The 18440-nt window shown below is 38.6% G+C and carries 17 protein-coding genes; all 17 read left to right on the top strand.

The genetic code is table 11. The features are described 5' to 3' along the window. The first annotated feature begins 61 nt into the window (after nt 1-61). The 17 genes from yqiS to MOC86_RS12810 all read left to right on the top strand — a co-directional run bounded on the left by yqiS (nt 62) and on the right by MOC86_RS12810 (nt 18423). Nucleotides 62-979, top strand: coding sequence for a phosphate butyryltransferase (yqiS, locus tag MOC86_RS12890; protein WP_268584541.1), 918 nt, complete (start codon nt 62-64; stop codon nt 977-979). After that, the gene (gene bcd / locus MOC86_RS12885) at nt 979-2082 is read left to right on the top strand and encodes a branched-chain amino acid dehydrogenase (RefSeq protein ID WP_268584540.1); all 1104 of its coding nucleotides are present in this window, start codon (nt 979-981) and stop codon (nt 2080-2082) included. Before yqiS ends, bcd begins: the two co-directional genes overlap by 1 nt. Nucleotides 2083-2200: 118 nt before the next feature. After that, complete coding sequence (buk, locus tag MOC86_RS12880) at nt 2201-3307, top strand: butyrate kinase (protein WP_419146639.1); 1107 nt, start codon at nt 2201-2203, stop codon at nt 3305-3307. Between the two features lie 6 nt (nt 3308-3313). Then, nucleotides 3314-4735: a dihydrolipoyl dehydrogenase gene (gene lpdA, locus MOC86_RS12875; RefSeq protein WP_268584538.1), complete on the top strand. Its 1422-nt coding sequence runs from the start codon at nt 3314-3316 to the stop codon at nt 4733-4735. Between the two features lie 18 nt (nt 4736-4753). Continuing rightward, on the top strand, nt 4754-5746 hold the full coding sequence (locus MOC86_RS12870; RefSeq protein ID WP_268584537.1) for a thiamine pyrophosphate-dependent dehydrogenase E1 component subunit alpha: 993 nt from the start codon (nt 4754-4756) through the stop codon (nt 5744-5746). A gap of 13 nt (nt 5747-5759) precedes the next feature. Continuing rightward, nucleotides 5760-6743 (top strand): alpha-ketoacid dehydrogenase subunit beta, encoded by a 984-nt coding sequence (locus MOC86_RS12865; RefSeq protein WP_019391564.1) that lies wholly within the window; start codon nt 5760-5762, stop codon nt 6741-6743. Nucleotides 6744-6757: 14 nt separating this feature from the next. Further along, on the top strand, nt 6758-8017 hold the full coding sequence (locus MOC86_RS12860) for a dihydrolipoamide acetyltransferase family protein (RefSeq protein WP_268584536.1): 1260 nt from the start codon (nt 6758-6760) through the stop codon (nt 8015-8017). A 77-nt stretch (nt 8018-8094) separates the two neighbouring features. Continuing rightward, nucleotides 8095-9780: a methylmalonyl-CoA mutase family protein gene (locus MOC86_RS12855; protein ID WP_268584535.1), complete on the top strand. Its 1686-nt coding sequence runs from the start codon at nt 8095-8097 to the stop codon at nt 9778-9780. Continuing rightward, complete coding sequence (scpA, locus tag MOC86_RS12850; protein ID WP_268584534.1) at nt 9744-11873, top strand: methylmalonyl-CoA mutase; 2130 nt, start codon at nt 9744-9746, stop codon at nt 11871-11873. Before MOC86_RS12855 ends, scpA begins: the two co-directional genes overlap by 37 nt. After that, a complete protein-coding gene (meaB, locus tag MOC86_RS12845; RefSeq protein WP_268584533.1) occupies nt 11874-12881 on the top strand; it encodes a methylmalonyl Co-A mutase-associated GTPase MeaB in 1008 nt (335 codons plus the stop codon). Between the two features lie 101 nt (nt 12882-12982). Then, complete coding sequence (locus MOC86_RS12840) at nt 12983-13420, top strand: BrxA/BrxB family bacilliredoxin (RefSeq protein ID WP_061801918.1); 438 nt, start codon at nt 12983-12985, stop codon at nt 13418-13420. Between the two features lie 261 nt (nt 13421-13681). After that, nucleotides 13682-14437, top strand: coding sequence for a transporter substrate-binding domain-containing protein (locus tag MOC86_RS12835; RefSeq protein ID WP_243520718.1), 756 nt, complete (start codon nt 13682-13684; stop codon nt 14435-14437). 37 nt (nt 14438-14474) lie between these two features. Next, nucleotides 14475-15134, top strand: a complete 660-nt coding sequence (locus tag MOC86_RS12830; protein ID WP_061801917.1) for an amino acid ABC transporter permease — start codon at nt 14475-14477, stop codon at nt 15132-15134. Then, the gene (locus MOC86_RS12825) at nt 15127-15843 is read left to right on the top strand and encodes an amino acid ABC transporter ATP-binding protein (RefSeq protein WP_268584532.1); all 717 of its coding nucleotides are present in this window, start codon (nt 15127-15129) and stop codon (nt 15841-15843) included. Before MOC86_RS12830 ends, MOC86_RS12825 begins: the two co-directional genes overlap by 8 nt. Before the next feature lie 131 nt (nt 15844-15974). Continuing rightward, the gene (locus tag MOC86_RS12820; RefSeq protein ID WP_268584531.1) at nt 15975-16928 is read left to right on the top strand and encodes an aromatic acid exporter family protein; all 954 of its coding nucleotides are present in this window, start codon (nt 15975-15977) and stop codon (nt 16926-16928) included. 81 nt (nt 16929-17009) lie between these two features. Continuing rightward, nucleotides 17010-17528 (top strand): L,D-transpeptidase, encoded by a 519-nt coding sequence (locus MOC86_RS12815; RefSeq protein ID WP_268584530.1) that lies wholly within the window; start codon nt 17010-17012, stop codon nt 17526-17528. A gap of 115 nt (nt 17529-17643) precedes the next feature. Further along, complete coding sequence (locus tag MOC86_RS12810; RefSeq protein ID WP_419146638.1) at nt 17644-18423, top strand: M15 family metallopeptidase; 780 nt, start codon at nt 17644-17646, stop codon at nt 18421-18423. Nucleotides 18424-18440: the final 17 nt, after the last annotated feature.

Raw genomic sequence — 18440 nt, 5'->3', positions numbered from 1 at the left:
ACTTTCTGGTTGAGAAATCTTCACTTTGTTAAAACTTTAAACGAAAGGTAAAGGTTATTTTATGAGTACTCTCACAAGGCTGATTGCCCAAGCAAAAGAAAATAGAGTAACAGTAGCAGTAGCTGCTGCGGAAGATATGGAAGTTATCAAAGCTGTACGCGAAGCAAACAAGAATGAAGTGGCTCATTTTCAACTCTATGGCGATGAAAAAAAACTTCTTTCTTTGATAGAGCGTGTAGATTCTGATCTTTTGAACAACAAAGCGATTAATATTATTTCAGCAACATCTCCTGAAGAAGCAGCTTATAAAGCTGTTAAAGCTGTTCACAACAAGACAGCAGATGTTTTAATGAAGGGAAATCTCCCTACTAAAACCATTTTGAAAGCAGCTTTAGATAAACAGTTTGGCTTGCGAACAAGTCGAGTATTGTCTCATGTTGCTTTGTTTGAAGTGCCGATATATGAACGACCAATCATTATTACAGATGCGGCAATGAATATTGCCCCAACTGTTTCGGAAAAAAGTCAAATCATTAAAAATGCAGTTTCTGTAGCTCATGCGATCGGTTTGGATTATCCAAAGGTAGCTGTTTTAGCAAGTGTTGAAGTTGTGAACCAAAACATGCCCGCAACCCTTCACGCAAAAGAGCTTGTAGAAATGTTTCAACAGGAAACAAATTGTTTTGTTGAAGGTCCCTTTGCACTTGACAATGCTATTTCGCCTTATGCTGCAGAGCATAAAGGGATTGGTGGAAAGGTGGCCGGTCGTGCCGATATTTTACTGGCTCCAAACATCGAGTCAGGGAATATTTTATACAAATCACTTATCTATTTCGCTAAAGCAAGAGTTGGCGCGATTATCGCTGGAGCAAAAGCTCCTATTGTTTTAACATCTAGAGCAGATTCAGCCGAGAGCAAACTTCATTCCCTAGCCTTAGCCATTTGTATTTCACAACATGAAAGCAGGGAGGAAACATGATGGGAATCTTCAGCTATATGGAGAAGTATGATTATGAACAGCTTGTTATCTGTCAAGATAAGCAGTCTGGCTTAAAAGCTGTTATTGCAATTCACGATACAACACTTGGTCCAGCATTAGGGGGGACAAGAATGTGGACGTACGCTTCTGAAGAAGATGCGATAGAAGATGCGCTCCGATTAGCGAGAGGAATGACATATAAAAATGCAGCAGCAGGCTTGAATCTAGGTGGAGGCAAGACTGTTATTATTGGAGATCCAAAAAAGGATAAAAATGAGGAAATGTTTCGAGCATTTGGTCGCTACATTCAAGGGCTTAATGGTCGCTATATTACAGCAGAAGATGTTGGCACAACAGTAGAAGATATGGATATTATCTATCAAGAAACAAACTATGTCACAGGCATTTCTCCCGCGTTCGGTTCCTCTGGTAACCCTTCTCCTGTTACGGCATACGGAGTTTATAAAGGAATGAAAGCGGCAGTGAAAGCAGCATATGGAAGCGATAGTTTGGCAGGAAAAACAGTTGCCGTTCAAGGTGTTGGCAATGTGGCTTATCATCTTTGTAAACATCTTCATCATGAAGGTGCAAAGCTTATCGTGACAGATTTAAATAAAGAGGCTGTAAAACGTGTTGTGGAAGAGTTTCAGGCAAAAGCTGTTGAAATAGACGACATTTATAGTGTAGAATGCGATATTTACGCTCCTTGTGCGTTAGGTGCAACGCTTAATGATCAAACAATTCCCAAATTAAAAGCAAAAGTTATTGCAGGCGCTGCTAACAATCAGCTCAAAGAGTCTCGACACGGAGATGTTCTTCATACAATGGGAATCATTTATGCTCCTGACTATGTTATTAATGCAGGAGGAGTTATCAATGTTGCAGATGAACTAGAAGGCTATAACAGAGAGCGTGCTTTAAAAAAAGTAGAAGGCGTCTATGACAACATTGAAAGAGTATTATTAATCGCAGAGCGAGATAACATCCCTTCATACAAAGCAGCAGATCGCTTAGCAGAGGAGCGAATTGCTCGAATGAGAAATTCACGAAGCCAATTTCTACAAAATGAACATCATATATTAACGCGTCGCTCCAGAATGTAGAAAATTAGGGGGGAGATGGTGACGGCCTTATCCCCTCTTTCTCATTGGGAGAGGAGAATATTACATAGCTTATTTGAGCGTCACTTTACAATAAGGGGGATCTGCTTTGTCACAATTTATGTATCGAATACTTGTTATCAATCCTGGTTCAACATCAACGAAAATCGGGGTGTTTCACGATGAAGTACCGCTTTTTGAAGAAACGATTCGACATAATCAAGAAGAATTAGCTCCTTTTGAGACAATCAATGATCAGTATGATTTCAGAAAACAAAAGATTGTTGAGCTTCTTCATAGAGAAGGAATTAACTTATCAAGAATTGATGCCGTTTGTGCACGTGGTGGCTTATTACGTCCTATTGAAGGCGGTACGTATACCGTTAATGAAGCAATGCTAGAAGATTTGAAAGTAGGGTATGCAGGACAGCATGCTTCAAATTTAGGAGGCATTATTGCTCACCACATTGCTCAGTCACTAAATATTAAGGCTTATATTGTAGATCCAGTTGTAGTTGATGAACTAAGTGATCTAGCACGTGTTTCAGGACTTCCTGGCATTGAACGAACAAGTATTTTTCACGCTTTGAACCAAAAAGCAGTAGCAAGAAGATATGCCAAAACGGTTCATAAAAAGTATGAAGATCTTAACTTAATTATTGCTCATATGGGTGGAGGAATTACCGTTGGAGCACACAACCACGGAAAAGTCGTTGACGTAAATAATGGTCTTCACGGAGATGGTCCATTTAGTCCAGAGCGCGCAGGAACGGTTCCTGCTGGAGATTTAGTTCGCATTTGTTTTTCAGGAGAGTACTACCGTGAAGAAGTGATGAAAATGCTTGTTGGTCAAGGTGGACTTTATGGCCATCTTGGAACAAATGATGCAGTAAAAGTGATAGAGATGATTCGACAAGGAAATGAGAAAGCTCGCTTAATTTTTGAAGCTATGAGCTATGGAGTTGCAAAAGAAATCGGGTCTGCAAGCACTGTACTTAAAGGGAAAGTGGATGCCATTTTATTAACAGGCGGACTCGCATATGGAAAAGAGCTTGTAGCTGATATTACAGAACGAATAAGCTGGATAGCAGACGTTAGTGTGTATCCTGGTGAAAACGAACTTCAAGCCTTAACAGAAGGCGCGCTTCGAGTGCTTCGAGGAGAAGAACGGGCAAAAAAATATCCAAAAGAAATAGAAGTGAATACAAATTTTTCAAAAAGAAGGTGAACTACGTTGTCAAAAGAGTACGATGTGGTCATTGTCGGAGGCGGAACAGGTGGGTATGTAGCAGCCATTCGCGCGTCACAGCTTGGCTTATCAACGGCAATTGTAGAAAAAAATAAACTTGGAGGAACATGCCTTCATGCAGGGTGTATTCCAAGCAAAGCGCTTTTAAAAAGTGCAGAAGTCTTTCAAACAGCTAAACATAGCGAAGATTATGGAATCCTTTCATCACAAGTGGAGCTTGACTTTTCAAAAGTTCAACAGCGAAAAGAACAAATTGTAGAAAAGCTTTATAGCGGTGTTCAATATTTGATGAAAAAAGGGAAAATCGACGTGTATGAAGGAACAGGTCGCATGCTTGGACCGTCCATCTTCTCGCCAATGGCAGGTTCTATTTCAGTAGAATTTACAAACGGAGATGAAAATGAAGTACTCATTCCTAAAAACGTAATCTTAGCAACAGGTTCAAGACCTAATACACTACCAAACCTTGAGGTGGACGGAGAAAAAGTGATTACGTCAGATGAGGCGCTGAAAATGGAGAACCTGCCAACATCCATCATTATTGTTGGAGGGGGCGTAATTGGAGTTGAATGGGCCTCAATGTTATGTGATTTCGGAGTTTCGGTCACAATTGTAGAATATAGCGAACGTATTCTCCCAACAGAAGATGAGGATGTATCAAAAGAGATGCACCGTGCTTTAGTAAGCAGAGGGGTTGAAATTGTAACAGGAGCAGAAGTGCTGCCAGAAACGCTTCAAAAAGAAGCTGAAGTTGTAATTGAAGCTCAAACAAGTAATGGGAAGCAAACGTTTAAAGGTGAAAAACTTCTTTTATCTGTTGGAAGAAAAGCAAATACAGAAGGAATAGGGATCGAAAATACAAGCATTGAGCTTGATCGCGGTTTTATTATGATAAATGAATACTATCAAACGAAAGAATCACATATTTACGCGATTGGTGATGTTATCGGTGGTCTTCAGCTTGCACATGTTGCATCACATGAAGGAATAAAAGCAGTTGAACATATTGCTGGACGAACACCTATACTGATGCGTTCGACAGATATCCCGAGATGTGTATACAGTTCACCACAGGCTGCAAGCGTTGGCTTAACAGAAGAAGAAGCCATTAAAAATGGATTTCAGGTTAAAGTTGGAAAGTTTCCATTTCAAGCAGTTGGTAAAGCGCTGATCTCAGGAGAAGAATCAGGGTTTGCAAAGATCATTGCTGACAAGGAAACAGATGACATATTAGGTGTTCATCTTATTGGTCCAAATGTGACAGAGCTTATTTCAGAAGCAGGTTTAGCTAAAGTTCTTGATGCAACACCATGGGAAATGGCTCATGCGGTGCACCCGCATCCAAGTTTATCAGAAGTACTTGGTGAAGCAGCGCTTAGCGTTGATGGTAAAGCAATACACTTTTAATTTAAAGGAGGCGGTTATATGGCAGAGAATCGTCATAAATCACTTGGTTTAACAGATGAAAATGTTTTAGAAATGTACAGAACAATGCTCTTATCAAGAAAAATCGATGAGCGCATGTGGCTATTAAATAGAGCGGGAAAAATTCCGTTTGTTATTTCATGTCAAGGACAGGAAGCAACGCAAATCGGAGCGGCGTATGCGCTCCATCGGGAAGAAGATTACATTTTGCCGTATTATCGTGATTTAGGTGTTGTGCTTGCATTTGGAATGACAACTCGTGATTTAATGCTTGCAAGCTTTGCAAAAGGTGAAGATCCAAACTCAGGGGGACGCCAGATGCCTGGTCACTTTGGCAGTAAAAAGCACCGTATTGTTACAGGCTCTTCTCCTGTAACAACTCAGGTTCCGCATGCAGTAGGAATTGCGCTTGGGGCGAAGATGCAGGGGAAAAACTTCGTATCGTTTGTAACATTTGGAGAAGGTTCTTCAAATCAAGGAGACTTTCATGAAGGAGCGAACTTTGCAGGCGTTCATAAGTTACCTGTTATTTTAATGTGCGAAAATAATAAATACGCGATTTCTGTTCCAACAGAAAAGCAATTAGGATGTGAAAAAGTATCTGATCGTGCGGCTGGGTACGGAATGCCTGGTTATACAGTAGACGGGACAGATGTTTTTGACGTTTATGAAGCAACGAAAAGAGCGGCTGATCGGGCACGAAGTGGGGAAGGACCAACACTAATTGAAGCTGTTTCACATCGTCTAACAGCTCACTCAAGTGATGATGATGATAAAAGCTATCGTGCAAAAGAAGAGCTTGAAGCAGCAAAACAAGATGATCCAGTTGTTAAATTCGCAGCATATTTACGCGAAGAAGGACTGCTAACAGACGAAAAAGAAGAAGAGCTGCTAAAGGAAATCATGGATATTATAAATGATGCAACAGACTATGCTGAAAAAGCAGCATATGCTGATGGAGAGCATGCTTTGAAATACGTATACGGTGAGTAGAGGAGGAAGAAAAATGCCGGTAATTTCTTATATTGAAGCTATTACAGCCGCAATGAGAGAAGAGATGGAAAGAGATGAAAAAGTATTTTTATTAGGAGAAGATGTAGGTGTAAAAGGAGGCGTATTTAAAGCTTCACAAGGTCTTTATGAAAAATTTGGAGAAGCTCGCGTACTGGATACGCCACTTGCCGAATCTGCTATTGCAGGGGTCGGAATAGGGGCGGCAATGTATGGAATGCGTCCGATTGCTGAAATGCAGTTTGCAGATTTTATTATGCCTGCTGTAAACCAAATTATTTCAGAAGCAGCGAAAATTCGCTATCGCTCTAACAATGATTGGAATTGTCCGATTACAATTCGTGCTCCTTATGGAGGCGGTGTTCACGGTGCCCTTTACCACTCCCAATCTGTTGAAGCAGTTTTCGCTAATCAGCCTGGTCTTAAGATTGTCATGCCTTCAACACCGTATGATGTGAAAGGGATGCTAAAAGCTGCTATTAGAGATGATGATCCTGTTCTGTTTTTAGAGCATAAGCGTGCATATCGCTTAATTAAAGGAGAAGTTCCAGAAGAAGAGTACGTTGTGCCACTTGATAAAGCAGACGTTAAGCGTGAAGGAGAAGATATTACGGTCATTACATATGGCCTTTGCGTTCATTTTGCACTTCAAGCAGCAGAAAAGCTGGCAGCAGACGGTATTTCTGTTCATGTTTTGGATTTAAGAACGGTTTACCCATTAGATAAAGAAGCAATTATTGAAGCAGCTTCTAAAACAGGAAAAGTGCTGCTTGTAACAGAGGATAATCTAGAAGGAAGCATTATTGGAGAAGTATCGGCTATCATTGCAGAAAATTGTTTGTTTGATCTTGATGCACCAATTAAACGTTTAGCAGGACCAGATGTTCCAGCAATGCCTTATGCTCCAACAATGGAAAAATTCTTTATGATGAATCCAGATAAAATTGAAAAAGCAATGCGTGAGCTTGCAGAGTTTTAAAAGGAGGGAAAAGAATGGCAATCGAAAAAATGACGATGCCACAGCTCGGTGAAAGCGTCACAGAAGGAACCATTTCATCGTGGCTTATTTCTGCCGGTGACACAGTTCAAAAATACGATCCTATTGCAGAAGTAACAACAGATAAAGTAACAGCAGAAGTTCCCTCAAGCTTTGAAGGGAAAATTACAGAAATTGTTGCAAAAGAAGGGGAAACAATTCCTGTTGGCGAAACTATTTGTTATATCGAAGTAGAAGGATCTTCAGCTGAGAATAAAGAAGAGACAGCTGAGAAACCAAGCGAAAAAGAAAGCGAAAAACCAAAAGACGAGAGTGCGAAAACGCGCTACTCACCAGCAGTTCTGCGTCTTTCACAAGAACATAATATTGATTTAACAAAGGTTGTAGGGACAGGTGCTGGTGGCCGTATTACACGTAAAGATATAACAAAAATCATTAATAGCGGCGGTGTCAAATCTGAGACTTCCGTACCTGATACAAAGCCAAAACAAGAATCAAACGTCGAGAAAACACCTGAACCACCTAAAATAACAGAAAGCACACCTGTTTCTGTTAGCAATGGAGACAAGGAAATTCCGCTTACTTCTGTTCGTAAAGCTATTGCTTCTAATATGGTTCGCAGCAAACATGAAGCACCTCATGCTTGGACAATGGTTGAAGTTGATGCAACAAACCTTGTTAATTATCGTGAGAGCGTAAAAGCTTCCTTCCGTGAAAAAGAAGGCATCAATTTAACGTTCTTTGCTTTCTTCGTAAAAGCTGTTGCGCAAGCTCTTAAAGAATTCCCAGAAGTGAATTCAATGTGGGCAGGAGATAAGATTGTCCAAAAAAGAGATGTTAACATTTCGATTGCTGTAGCAACAGATGATGCCTTATATGTTCCAGTCATTAAACATGCTGATGAAAAAACAATTAAAGGCATTGCACGGGAAATTAGTGAGTTAGCAGCTAAGACGCGTAGCGGAAAGCTCACTTCAGACGATATGACAGGTGGGACATTTACAGTGAACAATACAGGTTCATTTGGTTCTGTTCAGTCTATGGGAATTATTAATTACCCACAAGCAGCTATTTTACAAGTTGAAACAATTGTTAAGCGTCCTGTTGTAATCAATAATATGATTGCAATTCGCGATATGGTAAACATTTGCTTATCGTTAGATCATCGTGTTTTAGACGGTCTTGTTTGCGGAAGGTTTCTAGCGCGAATTAAAGAAATTATTGAAAACATTTCATCCGAGACAGCTCTTTACTAAAAGTTCTCAAAACAAGAAAGATAGCTTATATAAGCTATCTTTCTTTATCATAGAGAATAAAGAAGGAGGAAAATGTGATGAAGCAAAATGAAAGCGTTTTAGAGAGTGCTTGGCTTTCACTAGCTAAAAAAACATTGAAAGATAGGGAATGGGAGTCTATTTGTTCACAGACCCTTGATTCAATCAAAATTGAACCACTTTACTGGAAGGGAGCGGCTCCATCCCTTTTTACAAGAACACATCGTTCTAGTCCGTATAGTGAACAGCCATGGAGGATTGCACTCATACCAGAAGACTTTTCGTCTTATCAACGTGACGGAGAGGAAGCTCGTTTTCTTTACTTACATGAAAACATTAACGCATCGCCATATCTAGAAAATATAATAAAAAAAGATTCCTATTTTTTTATTAAGCAACCTTCTTTAAATTTAGCTTCTTTTCTTCAAAAATACGCTTCCCTACAAATGAAAGGCATCATTGGGAGCGACCCGCTTGGTGAATATTATGCTTCATCTTCTTTTTCATTAGAGAAAGCTTATGACGAGCTTTTGCCTCTTTTTTATATTGATAGAGAAGAAAGTAGGAAACTGCTTATTGTAGATGCCTCTACATATGAACAGGATGGAGCAACCGTTACTCAGCAACTTGCAAGTGCTATTGCTGTTGCATGTGATTATATAGATGCTTTTGCCAAACGCGGAATATCGCCTGAAAAAACCGCAAAAAAAATAGCATTCACTTTTTCTATAAGTAACGAATTTTTTCAAGAAATAGCAAAAATCAGGGCGTTTCGAGCGCTTTGGATTCATCTTCTAGAATGTTTTCACATTCCTAATCCAACTTCTATCTTTCCACATATTCATGCTAAAACATCTTCTCGTAATAAAACAGCCTATATGACTTATACAAACTTACTTCGTACAACAACAGAATCTCTTTCAGCTCTATTAGGAGGAGTTGATAGTTTATATATTGAGCCTTATGAGCGAAATTCACCCCTTGGGGTTCGGATGGCTCTTAACCTTCATCACATTATTTATTATGAAACCGGAATTTCCTATGTATTAGACGGAGGTGGGGGGTCTTATTATCTTGAAAGTTTAACAACAGAGTTTGCCGAAAAAGCTTGGATTCATTTCCAAACGATCGAAAAAGATGGAGGAATGGCTAATACGTTAAAAAAAGGAACATGGCAGCGAGAAATAGCAATTATACATGAAAAAGAACAAAGGGAAATTCAAAAGGGAAATATTAAGATTGTTGGGACAACAGATTATATAAATGGAACGGAAAATCCACCTCTCTTTATTTCAAACGAAAACAGAAGAGCATTTCCTTATGAAAAACTAAGAAGCAGCATATTAGCTACTTTACCACCTTCTAAACGAAACATTACATTATTACTTCTTCATAAAGAACAGGAAGAAATCACGTTTTTTTCTAGAATATTTACATCTGTTGGATTTACGGTGCAGGAAAGTGCAATGTTATCGACAGTAGAAGATTTAAAAAGCTTTTTAAAAGAAGATTTTTCACCTTTCTATATTTTATGCGGCAAAAATGAACTGTATCAACAGTTCGATCTTCCTTCTCTTTTCCAGTTTGATAAACGAATTGTTTTTGCGTTGGATGAAGTACCTCGAAAATCCAGCACCTTTCTATGTAAAGAAGAGGATATTTTATCAAAGCTTGCTTTGTTTATAGAAACGTTGAAAGGAGACGAAGCATGTACAAAAGACCTTCCTTCAAAAAACCGTTCTTAATACATGAAGAGAAGTTTTTACCCGTATCTCTTAAAACAAGAAAAACAGTAGAAAACATTGATATTTACAACATGTATATGGAAGAGAACTTTGAACATCTTCATACAGCGCCAGGAGTGTCTCCATATGTGAGAGGTCCATATCCTACAATGTATACAACAAAGCCTTGGACAATAAGACAGTATGCAGGTTATTCCACAGCTGAGGAAAGCAATGCCTTCTACAAGCGAAACCTTGCAGGGGGACAAAAGGGGCTTAGCATTGCTTTTGATCTTGCAACACATCGAGGATATGATTCTGATCATCCTCGTGTTGAAAGTGATGTTGGCAAAGCAGGGGTTGCGGTTGATTCCATTTTGGATATGAAAATCTTATTTGACGGCATTCCTCTTGATAAGATGTCTGTTTCGATGACAATGAACGGTGCGGTGCTTCCTGTTATGGCTTTTTATATTGTAGCTGCTGAGGAAGCGGGAGTTGAGCGTGCGAAGCTTTCTGGTACAATTCAAAACGATATTTTAAAAGAGTATATGGTTCGCAATACTTACATTTATCCTCCAACGATGTCAATGAAAATTATTGCGGATATTTTCTCCTACACATCTAAACATATGCCGAAGTTTAATAGCATTAGCATTTCAGGATATCATATGCAAGAAGCAGGAGCCCCAGCAGACGTTGAGCTCGCTTACACGCTAGCAAATGGTTTAGAGTACGTTAAAACAGGAATAGAAGCTGGTATTGATATTGACTCTTTTGCTCCAAGATTGTCTTTTTTCTGGGGAATTGGCATGAATTATTTTATGGAGATAGCTAAGATGAGAGCCGCACGTTTTCTATGGACGGAGCTGATTGAGCCGTTTTCGCCGAAAAATCCAAAATCACTTATGCTCCGGACACATTCACAAACATCAGGATGGAGTTTAACAGCACAAGACCCGTTTAACAATGTAGCAAGAACGTGTCTTGAAGCTCTTTCTGCGGTTTTGGGTGGCACACAATCTCTTCACACAAATGCGCTTGATGAAGCAATTGCGCTTCCAACTGATTTTTCAGCCGAGATTGCTCGAACAACTCAGCTTTATCTCCGAGAAGAGACAGGAACCACAAATGTGATTGATCCATGGGGCGGTTCTTACTATGTTGAAAAATTAACAAATGAGCTTATTATGCGCGCGAGAGAGCATCTAAAAGAAATGAATGAACTTGGCGGAATGTTAAAAGCTATTGAAGCAGGATGGCCTAAGCTGAAAATTGAAGAAGGAGCTGCAAGACGTCAAGCCCAAATTGATTCAGGTGAAGAAGTGATTGTTGGTGTTAATAAGTATAAAAATGAAAACGAAGAGCCGCTTGAAATTTTAAAAATTGACAACACGAAAGTAAGAGAAAAGCAGATGGCTAGGCTACAAACATTAAGAAGAGAACGGAATGAAGAACGGGTAAACGAAACGCTTTCTCTTTTAACAAATGCAGTCGAAACAGGAAAGGGAAATTTACTAGAGCATGCTGTTGAGGCTGCTAGAGCGCGAGCAACGCTCGGTGAAATTTCGTACGCTATTGAAAAAACGAGTGGCCGTTTTCAAGCTGTAACAAAATCAGTCAGCGGTGTTTATAGCCACTCATTTTCAGAGAGAGAGAAGATTGCAAATATTCGTAAGCAAACTTCTCTATTTTACGAAGAAGAAGGAAGAAGACCACGCATTTTAATCGCGAAAATGGGGCAAGACGGACATGACAGAGGAGCAAAAGTCATTGGCAGTGCTTTTGCAGATTTAGGATTTGATGTTGACATTGGTCCTCTATTCCAAACACCTGAAGAGACAGCTTGTCAAGCAATTGAAAATGACGTTCATGTTATCGGAATGAGCTCGCTTGCAGCAGGACATACAACATTACTTCCCAAATTAATGAGCGAGTTAAAAGCACAAGAACGGGAAGATATTGTTGTTATTGTAGGTGGAGTGATTCCGAAGGAAGATTACGCTTTTTTATATAAAGAAGGAGCAGCTGCTATTTTTGGGCCTGGAACCGTTATTCCAGAAGCTGCTGAGAACGTATTAAAAGAGATTATAAAAAGAATTGAGGGGGAGTAGGTGAGAAAGAAAACGGTTAGTGAATATATAGAAGGAATTAAAAATGGCGATCGTGCTCTCTTAGCTCAAACCATTACGCTTATAGAAAGTAATGCGGCAAAACATAGAAAAAAAGCCGAAGCTATTCTAAAAGCTATTCACCACCTTTCTGGAAACTCGATTAGAATCGGGGTAAGCGGCGTTCCTGGCGCAGGAAAAAGTACGTTTATTGAAACACTTGGAACATATCTTTGTAACAATGGATATCATGTTGCTGTATTGGCAGTTGACCCGAGCAGCACTGTTTCAGGAGGAAGTATTTTAGGAGATAAAACAAGAATGAGTGAATTAGCAAGAAACAAGAGAGCGTTTATTAGACCGTCTCCATCTGGTGGAAAGCTTGGTGGCGTTCACTATAAAACGAGAGAAAGCATCCTTTTATGTGAAGCAGCAGGATATGACGTTATTTTTATTGAAACAGTAGGAGTTGGGCAAGGCGAGACAGAAGTTCGAGAGCTTGTTGATTTTTTTATTCTGCTTGTTTTAACAGGAGGAGGAGACGAGCTTCAACAGATGAAACGAGGAATTTTAGAGCTTGCAGATCTTCTATGTGTTCATAAAGCGGATGGGAACAATAAACAACAAGCGCTTCTCACTCGAAAAGAGTATGAGCTTTCTCTTCATTTATTGCATAGCAATCAAGATGGATGGGAGCCTAAAGCTGTTTCGTGCTCTTCATTAGATAATGAAGGAATAGAAGAAATATGGGATATCATTTGTGAGTTTAAAACATACATGAAAGAAAGACATCTTTTTTACGAAAATAGAATGAAGCAGTCAAATGCTTGGTTAGAAAGTCTTGTGAGAGAGTATTTATGGAATTCTTTTTATGAAAATGAAGAAGTGAAAAAATATTTTTATGATATTAAAACAAGAACAGAGCATGGAAGCTTAACCGCACTAGAGGGGGCATATGAGCTTATTCACCTTTATGAAAAAAAGACCGCGAAAAATGAACGCTGTGACTAAACCATTCTCATTGTGTTCTTTTATAAAAGTTGCTAAGATAAAGAGAAAAGACTCGTTTGAAGCGTTAGAGAAAAACGGTCAATAAGGAGGAACAGCACACAATGGATTTGAATTTCAATTTATTTATGAATGACGTTGTCAGACAAGCACGTCAAGAGGCGGTAGCCGCAGGATATACTGAGCTTACAACGCCAGAAGACGTCGAAGATACATTTGCTCAATCAGGAACAACTCTTGTTCTTGTGAATTCTGTTTGTGGGTGTGCAGGCGGCATTGCTCGTCCAGCAGCAGCTCACTCTGTTCACTATGACAAACGTCCAACGCGTCTTGTTACGGTTTTTGCTGGTCAAGATAAGGAAGCAACAGCACGCGCTCGTGAGTATTTTACAGACTATCCGCCATCATCTCCATCATTTGCTCTTTTAAAAGATGGAAAACTTGTTTCAATGGTTGAAAGACACGAAATCGAAGGACATGAACCAATGCAAGTTGTAATGAAGCTGCAAGAAGCATTTGAAAAACACTGTGAGGAAGTATAAATAGTTTTGTAGAAGAACGATGATTATCGTTCTTCTTTTTTTGCATAAAATTACTACTTTTATAAGTGTGCGCCTTAAATATCTAATATAGAAAGGTGTTAATTGGTTGTTATATGAGGGAATCTATGAAAAAACAAATTTATATTTAAAAAATATATTGCATAATTATAAAGTTCCGTTATAATACAAAATATATAGTAGAATAATAAAAGTTATCAAATCATATGATTAATTATTTATATTTTAGGGGGATTTATCGTGATGAAGAAATGGTCTTTATTATTTGTATTCGTATTAATCGTTGGCCTTCTTTCAGCGTGTGGAAGCAAGGAAAATAGCGAAGATAAAAAAGTATTAGTTATGGGAACGTCAGCAGACTACCCTCCATTTGAATATGTAGATACAGGTAAAAGTGAAGAAGTTGTCGGTTTTGACATTGATCTTGCTAAAATGGTAGCAAAAGAGCTTGGATATAAAGTAGAAGTAAAAGATATGGAATTTAACGGACTTATTACAGCCTTAAAATCAGATCAAGTTGATTTTGTATTATCAGGTATGACACCAACTGAGAAGCGTAAAAAGAACGTTGATTTCTCAGAAATTTATTACACAAACAAAAACATGATTGTAACAACAGATAAAAGCATTAAATCAATTGAAGATCTAAAAGGGAAAACAGTTGGAGTTCAAACTTCTTCTATTCAAGAAGATGCAGCAAAAGAAGCGAAGAAAAGCGTTAATCTAACAATTGAATCACGCGATCGTATTCCACAGCTTGTATCAGAGATGAAAGCGGGACGTTTTGACGCAGCCATTATTGAAGATAATGTTGCAAAAGGGTATTTAGAAAAAGATAAAGAACTAAACGGTACTGTGATGGAAGGCGGAGACGATGCAGGAATGGCAATGGCTTTCCCGAAAGACAGTGAATTAACAAAAGAATTTAACCGCGTTCTAAAAGAAAAACAAGAGAACGGTGAAGTTGATAAACTAATTCAAAAGTGGTTCAACAACTAATGAAAGACGAAGAAAAGAGTAGAGGGGAAGGGATACAATGAATCTGGATTTCCAACAGCTCGGGCCTTCCATCTCTTACATTTTACAAGGGATACAGGTTACGCTACAGATTGTTGTTTTAGCCGCTTTAATCGGCTTTGTATTCGGAATTATCCTAGCACTATGTAAGATTAGTAGATTTAAAGTTCTTGCTTGGCTTGCAAATATTTATACATCTGTTTTTCGAGGAACGCCACTTGTATTACAGCTTATTATTATTTATACAGGTCTTCCTGAATTAACAGGAATCAAAATTGAAGCATACCCAGCAGCGGTGGCCGCTTTTGCTTTAAACTCTGCTGCCTATATTTCAGAAATTATCCGTGCAGGCATCCAAGCGGTTGACAAAGGTCAAACAGAAGCCGCAATGGCTTTAGGAGTTCCGCCTCAAAAAACATTACGACACATTATTTTGCCACAAGCACTGAAAAACATTTTACCAGCGCTTATGAACGAATTTATTTCATTAACAAAAGAATCGGCAATTGTAACCGTAATTGGTGTTACAGATGTTATGCGTAGAGCGTATATCGTTGGAGGAGATTTGTACTCTTACTTAGAGCCGCTTCTAGTAGCTGGTCTTATCTACTATGTGATGGTTATGATTTTAACGCTTCTCGGAAGAAAGCTCGAGGGGAGATTGAAGAAAAGTGATTAAGGTTGAAAATTTACACAAATCGTTCGGTAAAACACATGTATTAAAAGGAATTACAACAGAAATTAAAAACGGGGAAGTTTTGGCAATCATCGGACCTTCTGGTTCAGGGAAATCAACGTTCCTTCGCTGCCTTAACTTACTTGAAAAACCATCTGATGGGCTTGTGGAAATTAATGGGGAACAGATAACGGAGAAAAATGCGATGAAAATTCGTCAAAATATCGGTATGGTATTTCAGCATTTTCATCTTTTCCCACACAAAACAGTGTTAGAGAATGTAACATATGCACCTATTAATGTTAAAGGCGTTGGAAAAGAATCGGCAATCAAGTTAGGAAAAGAACTTCTTGAAAAAGTAGGTTTGGCAAATAAAGCAGACGCTTATCCAAACAGACTGTCAGGAGGACAAAAACAGCGTGTTGCGATTGCAAGAGCGCTTGCAATGGAACCTGATGCCATTCTTTTTGATGAACCAACATCAGCTCTTGATCCTGAGATGGTAAAAGAGGTGCTCGAAGTTATGAAATCTCTTGCCCAAACAGGCATGACGATGGCTATTGTTACACATGAAATGGGTTTTGCTCGTGAAGTAGCTGACAGAGTGTTCTTTTTAGATAATGGTCTTCTTGTCGAAGAAGGAGAACCTGAAGCGTTTTTTACAGCACCAAAAACAGAAAGAGCGCAGGAATTTTTAGAAAAAGTTTTATAAAAGTGGGGGAGTTACTTTACGAAGTAACTCCCTTTTTATTTTAGAATATGAAAGAGAACCTATTGCGCGTTTTTTGATTCCGTGATACAAATTGAAAGAAGTTATTTTAAACTTATAGGAGTATACAAAATATGAAATTTCGAATTGGCTATCGTACGCTGAAAACAGCAGTTGGAACAGGGCTTGCGATTTTCATCGCTCAGCTTTTGTCTCTTGATAATTTTGTTTCAGCAGGGATTTTGACGATCCTTTGTGTGAAAAGTTCAACAAGGCAATCTGTTCAAAGTGCATGGTCACGCCTTGTGGCATGTATGATTGCAATGGGTTTTTCTTTTATCTTCTTTGAGCTAATCGGGTATAACCCAGCCTCAATTGGTCTTCTTCTTCTTTTCTTTATTCCAACAACGGTTCTCTTAAAAGTTAGTGAAGGAATTGTAACAAGTTCTGTTATTATCTTGCATATTTACTCATTCGGTGAAGTGACATGGCGTATTATCTTAAACGAGACAGGAATTATTTTAACAGGAATTGGCGTAGCACTCATAGCTAACCTCTACATGCCAAGCTTAGATCGACAGCTCAAAACATATCAATGCCAAATCGAAGATAATTTCAAGAAAATATTAGGCGAGATGGCATCTTACTTACAAAAGAATGAAAGTCAGTGGATGGGACAGGAGATTACCGAAACAGCTAACATTTTAGCAAAAGCAAAAAGTTTGTCTTTTAGGGATGTTGAAAATCATTTTCGGCGCACCGAAAATTACTATTATCACTATTTCAAGACGCGTGAAAAACAGTTCGAAATTATTGAACGCATTCTACCTGTTGTTACATCAATTGAACCAATGGTCGAACAGCGTCATATGATTGGAGCATTTATGGAAGAACTTAGTCTTTCCATTCATCCAGGAAACACAGCAAAGCTGTTTTTACTGAAGCTTGAAAGTCTTGCAAAAGAATTTCGAAAGATGCCGCTTCCCCAAACGCGTGAAGAATTTGAAGCACGAGCACAGCTGTACAGGTTTATGAAAGAGATGGAGCAATATTTAATAGCAAAAGAATCATTAAAAGTAGACATATAAAAAGCAAGCCGAAAAGGCTTGCTTTTTTTGTATGAGAATAACGAGAAAAGTGAAGAATAACCGCAAAAAGGAGGGGGTTTTTTGAAACTTCTACGGTTTTTATGTTTAGCGCTTTGCTCTTTTGTACTCTTTCCGTCACATGCTTATCAGCAAGAACAAGAACCGCTTGTTATTGTAAATAAAGCTATCAATCAAGCTGCGTTTATTAAAGGAGATAATATTATAAAAGTTGTGGATGCTGCTTCTGGGAAAACAGAAGAGCTAACTCCAGAAGGGCTTTTTACCGTTATAGTGAAAGCTAAAAATCCATATTATCGGAAAAAGGATATTGAAGGGGGAAGTCCTGAAAATCCTCTTGGCACAAGATGGATTGGATTTGACGCTCGTGAAACAGACGGTAGAATTTACGGTATTCATGGAACAAATCAAAGTAGCTCAATTGGTCAATATGTAACAAACGGATGCATTAGACTCTCAAATGAAAATGTAGAATGGTTATACGAAAACGTCCCTAAAGGAACGAGCGTTTATATTGTAAAAAAAGACGTGCCTTTTCAAGTTTTAATAGAGGAAGTCAAAACATTAAGGTATAAAAATTAATTTGTAAAAATTACAAAAAAAGTTGCTTCTTCTCTCTTGTAGGATATAAACTATAAGCACAAAATCTAAATAGGGAAAGGGCTATCGTATGGAGAAGAAGCCGGTTCAGCGTAGTATGAGAAGAGACAGGGGGATTTTTGGGCGTTTATTTTTACTGTTTTTTCTCTTTTTTATTTTAGCTATTGTTCTTATTGTTGCTTTTAATTTTCAAAAGGAAGAGCCTACTGACACCAAAACAAGTGAGCAGAAAGAGGAGAAAAAACGTGAACCTGCTTTTCCTGCTCTTTCAGAAACAATTGATCAAAAAGTTCAAGGAGTATCAGTTATTTCGAATCCTAATTCTTTGTTGCTTGTTGTTAATAAAAAACGAAGTCTCCCAGAAGGATTTGTCCCACAGAATCTTGTTGTTCCTAACGTTGAATTTTCCTTTAGCGGCGAGGCGGAGAAAAAGTATTTACGACAAGAAGCTGCAGAAGCACTTGAGAAGTTATTTGCTGAAGGAGAAAAAGAAGGGATTAAACTTTATGCTGTTTCAGGTTATCGTTCATATGACCGTCAAATTACTGTATTTAATCAGCATGTACAGGAGTATGGAGAAGCGGAAACAAAAAAAGTCAGCGCAGTTCCTGGAACAAGTGAACATCAAACAGGCTTAGCAATGGATGTTTCTTCTCAGTCGGCAAACTTTCTTTTAACAGAGCAATTTGGGGAAACAGAAGAAGGAAAATGGCTTAAAGAGAATGCTTACAAGCAAGGCTATATTATTCGTTATCCAAAAGGAAAAGAAGAGGACACAGGGTATTCCTATGAACCATGGCATATTCGATATGTAGGAAAGGAACATGCTACTTATCTATATAAACAAGGATTAACATTAGAAGAAGCTAGTAGATAAAAAGAGATGGCGGAGGG

It is taken from the genome of Priestia endophytica (assembly GCF_026790145.1).
In the GTDB taxonomy this organism is placed as follows: domain Bacteria; phylum Bacillota; class Bacilli; order Bacillales; family Bacillaceae_H; genus Bacillus_I; species Bacillus_I endophytica_A.
This window is presented reverse-complemented; position numbering and strand designations above follow the sequence as displayed.

Coding starts and splice junctions, on each gene's coding strand:
- MOC86_RS12820 (WP_268584531.1), top strand. CDS start 15,975: ATGAAATTTCGAATTGGCTATCGTACGCTGAAAACAGCAGTTGGAACA.
- yqiS (WP_268584541.1), top strand. CDS start 62: ATGAGTACTCTCACAAGGCTGATTGCCCAAGCAAAAGAAAATAGAGTA.
- MOC86_RS12860 (WP_268584536.1), top strand. CDS start 6,758: ATGGCAATCGAAAAAATGACGATGCCACAGCTCGGTGAAAGCGTCACA.
- MOC86_RS12855 (WP_268584535.1), top strand. CDS start 8,095: ATGAAGCAAAATGAAAGCGTTTTAGAGAGTGCTTGGCTTTCACTAGCT.
- scpA (WP_268584534.1), top strand. CDS start 9,744: ATGTACAAAAGACCTTCCTTCAAAAAACCGTTCTTAATACATGAAGAG.
- MOC86_RS12830 (WP_061801917.1), top strand. CDS start 14,475: ATGAATCTGGATTTCCAACAGCTCGGGCCTTCCATCTCTTACATTTTA.
- MOC86_RS12865 (WP_019391564.1), top strand. CDS start 5,760: ATGCCGGTAATTTCTTATATTGAAGCTATTACAGCCGCAATGAGAGAA.
- MOC86_RS12840 (WP_061801918.1), top strand. CDS start 12,983: ATGGATTTGAATTTCAATTTATTTATGAATGACGTTGTCAGACAAGCA.
- MOC86_RS12835 (WP_243520718.1), top strand. CDS start 13,682: ATGAAGAAATGGTCTTTATTATTTGTATTCGTATTAATCGTTGGCCTT.
- MOC86_RS12870 (WP_268584537.1), top strand. CDS start 4,754: ATGGCAGAGAATCGTCATAAATCACTTGGTTTAACAGATGAAAATGTT.
- MOC86_RS12810 (WP_419146638.1), top strand. CDS start 17,644: ATGAGAAGAGACAGGGGGATTTTTGGGCGTTTATTTTTACTGTTTTTT.
- buk (WP_419146639.1), top strand. CDS start 2,201: ATGTATCGAATACTTGTTATCAATCCTGGTTCAACATCAACGAAAATC.
- bcd (WP_268584540.1), top strand. CDS start 979: ATGGGAATCTTCAGCTATATGGAGAAGTATGATTATGAACAGCTTGTT.